Origin of the sequence: Empedobacter sp. UBA7252, assembly GCF_002472765.1 — a bacterium.
GTDB lineage: Bacteria > Bacteroidota > Bacteroidia > Flavobacteriales > Weeksellaceae > Empedobacter > Empedobacter falsenii_B.
Genome location: NZ_DKSQ01000107.1, coordinates 1 through 7,585, shown reverse-complemented (window position 1 = coordinate 7,585; position 7,585 = coordinate 1). Strand labels below are relative to the sequence as shown.

The 7,585-nt window shown below is 30.3% G+C and carries 8 protein-coding genes; 3 read left to right on the top strand and 5 right to left on the bottom strand.

Features of this window, described 5'->3' with window-relative positions; all coding sequences use genetic code 11:
- Positions 1–220: 220 nt before the first annotated feature.
- Entirely contained in the window at positions 221–2,326 is a 2,106-nt protein-coding gene (recG, locus tag B2X73_RS14835) for an ATP-dependent DNA helicase RecG (protein ID WP_286494808.1), read from the bottom strand.
- Between the two features lie 111 nt (positions 2,327–2,437).
- Here recG and B2X73_RS14830 point away from each other — a divergent pair, with 111 nt between their 5' ends.
- Both B2X73_RS14830 and B2X73_RS14825 read left to right on the top strand, forming a co-directional pair.
- Positions 2,438–3,031 carry a thioredoxin family protein gene (locus tag B2X73_RS14830; protein WP_115000253.1) on the top strand — a complete coding sequence of 198 codons (594 nt, stop codon included), beginning with the start codon at positions 2,438–2,440 and terminating at the stop codon, positions 3,029–3,031.
- Positions 3,032–3,101: 70 nt separating this feature from the next.
- Positions 3,102–3,662 carry a TlpA family protein disulfide reductase gene (locus tag B2X73_RS14825; protein ID WP_115000255.1) on the top strand — a complete coding sequence of 187 codons (561 nt, stop codon included), beginning with the start codon at positions 3,102–3,104 and terminating at the stop codon, positions 3,660–3,662.
- Between the two features lie 65 nt (positions 3,663–3,727).
- On the opposite strand, the gene B2X73_RS14820 is transcribed toward B2X73_RS14825, so the two are convergent.
- Entirely contained in the window at positions 3,728–4,279 is a 552-nt protein-coding gene (locus B2X73_RS14820) for a DUF1697 domain-containing protein (protein WP_115000257.1), read from the bottom strand.
- Positions 4,280–4,419: 140 nt separating this feature from the next.
- Between B2X73_RS14820 and B2X73_RS14815 the strand changes: the two genes are divergently transcribed.
- Positions 4,420–4,992 carry a TMEM175 family protein gene (locus B2X73_RS14815; protein WP_115000259.1) on the top strand — a complete coding sequence of 191 codons (573 nt, stop codon included), beginning with the start codon at positions 4,420–4,422 and terminating at the stop codon, positions 4,990–4,992.
- Here the strand turns inward: B2X73_RS14815 and B2X73_RS14810 are convergent, their stop codons facing one another.
- From B2X73_RS14810 to B2X73_RS14800, 3 genes are all read right to left on the bottom strand, one after another.
- Complete coding sequence (locus B2X73_RS14810) at positions 4,993–6,057, bottom strand: NAD(P)H-dependent flavin oxidoreductase (RefSeq protein WP_221854445.1); 1,065 nt, start codon at positions 6,055–6,057, stop codon at positions 4,993–4,995.
- 6 nt (positions 6,058–6,063) lie between these two features.
- Positions 6,064–6,363: a DUF3861 domain-containing protein gene (locus B2X73_RS14805; RefSeq protein WP_221854444.1), complete on the bottom strand. Its 300-nt coding sequence runs from the start codon at positions 6,361–6,363 to the stop codon at positions 6,064–6,066.
- A gap of 127 nt (positions 6,364–6,490) precedes the next feature.
- Positions 6,491–7,240 carry a GLPGLI family protein gene (locus tag B2X73_RS14800; RefSeq protein ID WP_286494806.1) on the bottom strand — a complete coding sequence of 250 codons (750 nt, stop codon included), beginning with the start codon at positions 7,238–7,240 and terminating at the stop codon, positions 6,491–6,493.
- Between the last annotated feature and the right edge of the window lie 345 nt (positions 7,241–7,585).

The window sequence follows — 7,585 nt, the reverse complement described above, 5'->3', positions numbered from 1 at the left end:
TCCTTGTGGAGTTCTGATAAGTTCTAAATTTGTGTACATCATAATCTATAATTTTTTGGTTGACGCTAATATTGTGTTAAAAATAATTTTTAATGTTAATTTCATTTAACACAACTGATAAAATTAAAAGTTTCTAATAAAATTCAGTATTTTGTATTTGTTTTTTAATAAACATAAATTATACCAAAAAATATACAAATGGTTTCCTTCATGTTAAATTTTAAGAAATTTGACTCCAACCAACTTTATCTTTATGATTTTCAATAAAATATTTTTTTGTTGGCTCATAAATCGAAGAAGAAAGTGTCGGATCTTGTGAAAGAATAGCTTCTACACATTTTCTTGCAGCATACAAAACTTCTTTGTCTTTCGCTAAATCAGCAATTTTAAGATTGAGAACTCCACTTTGTTGCGTTCCCATCATATCACCAGGACCACGCAATTCCAAGTCAACTTCTGCTACCTGAAAACCATCATTAGTTTCACACATTGTCTGAATTCTACGTTTCGAAACTTCATTCAATTTCCCTCCCGTCATCAAAATACAATACGATTGTTCCGCTCCACGACCTACGCGGCCACGAAGTTGATGCAATTGAGAAAGTCCAAAACGTTCAGAATTTTCAATAATCATCACCGACGCATTTGGGACATTAACACCTACTTCTATCACAGTTGTCGCCACCAAAATTTGAGTTTCATTATTTTTGAAACGATTCATTTCAAATTCTTTATCCGCAGGTTTTTGACGACCATGCACAATACTTATCGCATATTCTGACAACGGAAAAGCACGAGAAATACTCTCGTAACCATCCATCAAATCTTTCAATTCTAACTTTGCTGATTCTTCAATCAGTGGATAAACCACATAAATTTGACGACCTTTCGCAATCTCATCTTTCATAAATTTGAAAACGCTTAAACGATGCGCATCTGTTTTATGAAGTGTTTTGATAGGTTTTCGTCCTTTTGGCAATTCATCAATCACCGAAACATCCAAATCGCCATACATTGTCATCGAAAGTGTACGTGGAATTGGCGTGGCTGTCATCACTAAAATATGTGGTGGAAGTTTAGCTTTTCTCCAAAATTTAGCACGTTGAGCGACTCCAAAACGATGCTGTTCATCAATAATCGCTAATCCTAAATTCTGAAAAATCACATTATCTTCCAACAAAGCATGCGTCCCGATAATGATTTTAAGTTTTCCATTTTCAAGATTTTCTAAAATTGGTTGACGCTTTTTCTTTGTCACCGAACCCGTTAATAACTCAACCGAAACATCCAAACCATTCAATAATTCTGTAATACTTTCGTAATGTTGTTGCGCAAGAATTTCTGTTGGTGCAATTAAAGCTGCTTGAAAACCATTGTCGACAGCAATCAACATCGTTAATAATGCAACCATCGTTTTTCCAGAACCAACATCACCTTGCAACAAACGATTCATTTGCGCAGGTTGACGAAGATCAAAGCGAATTTCTTTCATCACTCTTTTCTGTGCATTTGTCAATTCAAAAGGTAAATATTCATTGTAAAATGTATTGAAATAATGACCAATTTCTGGGAAAGGATTACTTCTATTCTTTTGTTTATTGACTGCTTTTTGAGAGAGATTTGCAAGATTTAGAAAGAAAAATTCTTCAAATTTCAGACGACGAATTGCTGCATTTAATTCTGTTACATCTTTCGGAAAATGAATTGCTTTCAACGCGTCATTTCTTCCAACTAATTTATAATGATCGAGAACATTTAAAGGTAAATTCTCAGGAATATCAATATTTTCAGCAAAAAGATTCATCATCATTTTTTGAAGAACACGATTCGTAATTCCTTTTTTCGTCAACTTTTCAGTACTCGGATAAACAGGAAATAATCCAAGCGGAATATTTTTAGCGTCTTCAACTAATTCAATTTCAGGATGTGTAATACTAAAATTATTATTGAACACATTTGGTTTTCCGTAAATCACAACTTCTTTGAAAAGATCATTTCTTAATTTCTCCTTTTGCCAAGAAGAAACTTTAAACCAAACTAATTCTAAAGTTCCAGTTCCATCTTGAAATTTCCCAACTAAACGTTTTACTTTTCCTTGGTTAATTTCTTCTAAACTAACAATTTTACCTTTCAATTGTATTTCGGCTGCTGTTGATGAAATTTCTGAAATTTTATAGAATTTCGATTTATCAACATAACGAAAAGGAAAATGCTGTATCAAATCTTCGTATCTAAAAATTCTGAATTCACTTTGCAGTGTTTTAGCACGCTCAGGTCCAGCACCTTTTAAATATTCTATTGTTTTTTTTAATGGATTTTGATACATTTTTCTACTTTCGAAAGTCGCAATTTACCAAATTTTAACGATAAACAATGTCATCATTGTTACAAAATAAGCTCGTAGAATTGCTTTATATTTGTAACAAATTAGAATCAAATGAATTTAACAGAATACATCAACAAAGGTTTATCATACGAAGATTATATCACACGCGTTGAAGATGATTTGGAAAACGAAATCGAAAACGATGATCCGAAAGAATATGTACAATATTATGCTTTGGGATTGCAACGCATGAACAGAATTTTTAAAACATTCAGTTTAAATCCTGCTCAAGAAATACGCGTTAAATCAACTACAAATAATTTAAAATTATTAGTAATTACAGAAGGTTGGTGTGGAGATGCATCTCAAATTTTACCTGTTGTGGAGAAATTGGCAAATGCACTTCAAGTTTCGACGCATTATGTTTTACGTGATGAAAACATGGAGTTGATGGAAAAATACAAAACAAATGGTGCAGCTTCTATTCCGATTATTATTGGAGTGAATGATGAAAATGAAGAAGCTTTCCGTTTTGGTCCTCGTCCACAAGCTGGAATGGAAATGTTGGCGCGTTTCAAAAGTAATCCTGATACGTATTCAGCAGATGATTTTCACGAAGATTTACAAAAATATTACAACAATAATAAAGGTGAAGATATTGTAAATGAAATTTTAGATTTGATTGACGAAAACATCGGTAATTAATCATTTTTTTCTATTTGTTCAACTTGATATTTGTTCGCATCTTTGTGTAAGATTTTATTGAAAAAGAAAAATGAAAGGAAATAAGCAAATTATTTTTGCCATCGTTGTAGTTGTCGCTTTAGTCGCTATTATGTTTACGCCAATTGGTACATTTTTTAAAAGTAAAATGGAAGATAATAGCCACGTTGCTGGTTCTGATATAGAATTAACAGAAAGTGATTATGATATTGATTTAATTGGTCATAACGGCGCTGCGAATACAAACTTGATTGATTTCAAGAAAAGTGGTGAAGTTGTTTTCCTAAATTTTTGGGGAAGCTGGTGTCCTCCTTGTGTTGCAGAAATGCCAACAATTCAGAAATTGTATGAAGCAAAAGGACAAAAAGTAAAATTTGTATTGATTGCTATTCAGGATAAACCGACAGTTTTTAATCCTTTTTTGCAAAAAAATAATTATACAATGCCAGTTTATGAGCCAAATAGTCCAATTTCGAATAATATGTTACCAAAGGTTTTTCCAACAACTTATATCTTAAATAAAAAAGGTGAAGTTGTGTTGAAAGAAACAAAAACGAGAGATTGGAACGATAAAGAAATTAATGATTTATTAGATAAATTAATCGCTGAATAATTTCATTCAAAAAGATAAAAAACCGTTATTAAATGATTAATAACGGTTTTTTTTATATCTGTAATTTAATTTTCTCTCATCAATGCTAATTGCAATAAAGCAGTTGTTGTATTTTGATTACGTGTAGTAGCACTTACATTAAATAGATTTTCGAAAAAATTATTGGTCAATTTTGTTTTTCCGTAACCAGAAGGACAATACAAATAAACGACATCATCAGCAATAAAATATTGTTCATCTTCAGTTTTCGAATTTTCAACTTTTTCAGTATTTATTTCCTCAGGTTTATTGGCTAAAAATGTATAATGCAAAAACTCTTTATCGATGCTAAAATCCTTTAAGAATGGATTATTTTCGATGATGTTTTTTAATTTTTCGATGGTTAAAATCAAAATTGGAACTTCAAAAGATAAACTTTCTACAATTTTATCGTGAATTAAATCTCCAATTTCTTTGATATCAGTCAAATTTGTCGAAAAAACTGCATTTCCACTTTGCACGTAAGTGGTAACATTTTCCAGTCTAAGTTCCTCTAAAAGTTTGGTTAAAACATCCATTTTGATGATTTTTTTACCACTCACATTTATACCTCTCAGAATTGCAATAAAAGTATTCATAAAACTATCTCTATTTACGAGAAACTTTGTTTAAAATTATGAAAATAAATATAATAGAAATTTTAAAACAAATCCCTAATTGTTACGATAATTTTGATAAATTAGCATCATTCTGAATAATAAAAAAACTAATAAAACCTATGACTACAAACAGATTAGAAGCTTTTAGCGATGGCGTTCTTGCAATTATTATTACCATTATGGTTTTGGATCTGAAAGTTCCGCTTGGAGATGATATAATGAGTTTGAAACCTTATATCCCAAAATTTCTGAATTATTTGTTCAGTTTTATTTATGTTGGAATTTATTGGAACAATCATCATCATCTTTTTCAGGCGATTGAGAAAGTAAATGGCGGAATTTTATGGAGTAATTTGCACTTGCTTTTTTGGTTGTCTTTATTACCAGTTTCCACAGGTTGGATGGGCGAAAATTACGACTCAACTTTTCCAGTTGCTTTTTATGGATTTGTCTTATTTATGAGCAGTGTAGCATTTATGATTATTGAAAAAATCGCTGTAAAACAAGAAGGAAAAGAATCAATAATTGGGAAATCTGTGAGTAGAAGTTTTAAAGAAATTTCTTCGAGTATTGGTTATTTGGCTGGAATCGGAATTTCATTTGTAAAACCAGAAATTGGTATTGTCATTTATGCTTTAATTGCTTTACTATGGCTAATTCCAGATAGAAGAATTGAAAAATCGATGCGATAATTATTGATAATTTTCCACAGAATCAATTAATTTTTGAAGAAGATTAGATGTAGAATCTTCTTCAAAATTTTTAAAAGATTGTCCTAACCATAAATTAGTAAACGCTGTATTTTCGTTCAATTTAGAAGCATTTCTCAACGGATTTGTTAATTTATTTTGATAAGGATAAGGTAAAACAAACTCAGAGTTTTCAAATAAATGAATAAATTCATTCTCAATTCCTCGTGCATATCTTCCAGAAAAACTTTTCGTCAAGATAATTTCACTTTCCCTTACATTTTTTAATCGTTCTTTTTCGAAGGATTTTAAAGCACTTTCATTGGAACACAAAAACAAACTACCAATCTGAAAAGCATCTGCACCCAATTGTTTAGCAGCCAAAAGTGTTTTCGTATCATAAATTCCACCAGCAAAAATCAACGGCTTTTTTACAACATCCTTTACTTGCGAAAACAATGAAAAGCCACCAATTTGAGGCAAAATATCTGGATTAAATGTTCCACGATGCCCACCTGCTTCAATTCCTTGTACACAAATCACATCAATATTCGATTTTTCCAATTGTATCGCTTCTTCCAGCGTTGTACAAGTCCCTATTAATGTCACATGATGTTCTTTAAGACGATTAATAGAATTATCGTCAAAATTGCCAAAAGTAAAACTCAAGATTTTGCACTTTTCTTGTAAAATTACTTCTATTTGTTCCTTATAACCATTTGGTTTTACAGCTTCAATCTCAGGAAAAACGATATCAAAGTTTTGTAGACGCGCAAGCTCAATTAACTTATTTTTTGTTGCATTATACTTTTGCTTTAATTCTGGTGTGATTTCAGGAATATCGTTCGCAAAAATATTGATAGCAAAAGGTTTATTCGTTAATTTTTTGGTTTGATAAATTCGCTTCAATGAATTTTCTGCATCCAAATCAGCAATTGGCAAAGAACCTAAACAGTTACAATTACTTGCTGCAGCAACCATTTCTGATGTCGTTACTCCAAACATTGGCGCTTGAATAATCGGATATTTTACGCCAAATAATGCTGTTAGTTCATTTTGCCAAATCATCTTTTTTTACTTTAAATTTTCTTTCAATTTAGGCATAAAAACTTTTATCGCAGGAAGTAAATCCTCAAAAATTGGATTGTTTTTATTCTTCATAACCACTTCCAAAAACAACTTTAAACCTATTGCAAATTCTACTGATTGATTTTCATTTTCGAACGGATTTTTAGATTTTATCATTTCAATAATCTTAAAAATCTCATCATGATTCATAAAATCTAAAACGATTGGAGCCTGTAATGGTGCATCTTTGTCTAATAATTCGGTCTGTTCTAACGTTAATTTGTAGTGATTTCCTTTCTTTGTCATATATCTAATTTTTCCAAAAGTAACAGATTAGAATTATCAAAAATTAAAATGATTATTCGTTTAATTGATTGATTAAATCAATAATATTTATTCAAAAAAAGAGTCACATTTCTGCAACTCACTTTTGTTATTTATCAACTCCTTGATTTACTTGCTTATGACGTTCATTCATTGCTTTCATTTCCGCCATAAATTCTTTGTCTGTCACAACTTTTCCCTTTGTTGGCAAAGTAATCACAATATCTTTATCTAAAATTTCGATTTCTTTCATTGTAAAAATAGCCTTGAACTCATCTTCTGACATTTCTGCTTTCACAATCAATCCTGGTAAATTTGCATAACGATAAGGACCATCTCTATAAGGTAAACTTGTTGTATACCACGCTATCACCTCTCTTCCTTCCTCATCTATTCCAACTGCTTTTGTCGCGTTATAACCTGCTATTTCTGTTTTTTCTTTTGTGATTTTCCATTGATAATCAAAGATTTTATCTTTAATCAAAAAGGTTTTCACGCCAAAATCTTTCACATTATAAAATTCATTTTTTTCATAATCTTTATATTGTGGATTTGCTTCTGCAGCAATAATCATCTGCACAATAGAATTGTCATTGGATTGATTATTATCAATTTTAATTTCAGGTTTGAAAGAAGACATTTTACCATTACTCTCCAATACAAATTTCACCGAAATTCCGCGATCTATTTCACTTTTGAAACTCGCTTGATACGCAGCAGGGATACTACTTTTGATCTTATCGAAATCTAAAATAAAATCTGTGTTGTAGATTACTTTTATGTTCTCCTTTTTAGTTTGTGCAAAAGAAATAATAGACGAAATAGTTGTAAAACATACCGAAAATATAAGTTTTTTCATGTTATAATAATTTATGGTTTTGTTATTCTCAAAAGTAAAGAAACAAAGGTAATGAATTTGTTAAATAAGGCACAATAAATCATATCAGATTCATAAAATATAATTTAAAAATTTAACAATTTCCTAAAATTGAGAATCAAATAAATTGAAAGAATAAATATTACTTTTAAAATATATTGACGACCAAAATTTATGAAATTACAAAAAGGAATTACAGGTTTTGACTCCACTCCTAATATACAACAGAAGATTTAGAGAAAATTCTGAAAAGAATTAAATATCCATTTACCAAGACAGAAGTTATTCTGAAAATGAATGATTCTTACCCGTTGTGCATATTAAATA

What these genes read in the sequence shown, in the direction of transcription:
- recG (WP_286494808.1), bottom strand. Translation starts at nt 2,326, where the DNA reads ATGTATCAAAATCCATTAAAAAAAACAATAGAATATTTAAAAGGTGCT.
- B2X73_RS14830 (WP_115000253.1), top strand. Translation starts at nt 2,438, where the DNA reads ATGAATTTAACAGAATACATCAACAAAGGTTTATCATACGAAGATTAT.
- B2X73_RS14825 (WP_115000255.1), top strand. Translation starts at nt 3,102, where the DNA reads ATGAAAGGAAATAAGCAAATTATTTTTGCCATCGTTGTAGTTGTCGCT.
- B2X73_RS14820 (WP_115000257.1), bottom strand. Translation starts at nt 4,279, where the DNA reads ATGAATACTTTTATTGCAATTCTGAGAGGTATAAATGTGAGTGGTAAA.
- B2X73_RS14815 (WP_115000259.1), top strand. Translation starts at nt 4,420, where the DNA reads ATGACTACAAACAGATTAGAAGCTTTTAGCGATGGCGTTCTTGCAATT.
- B2X73_RS14810 (WP_221854445.1), bottom strand. Translation starts at nt 6,057, where the DNA reads ATGATTTGGCAAAATGAACTAACAGCATTATTTGGCGTAAAATATCCG.
- B2X73_RS14805 (WP_221854444.1), bottom strand. Translation starts at nt 6,363, where the DNA reads ATGACAAAGAAAGGAAATCACTACAAATTAACGTTAGAACAGACCGAA.
- B2X73_RS14800 (WP_286494806.1), bottom strand. Translation starts at nt 7,240, where the DNA reads ATGAAAAAACTTATATTTTCGGTATGTTTTACAACTATTTCGTCTATT.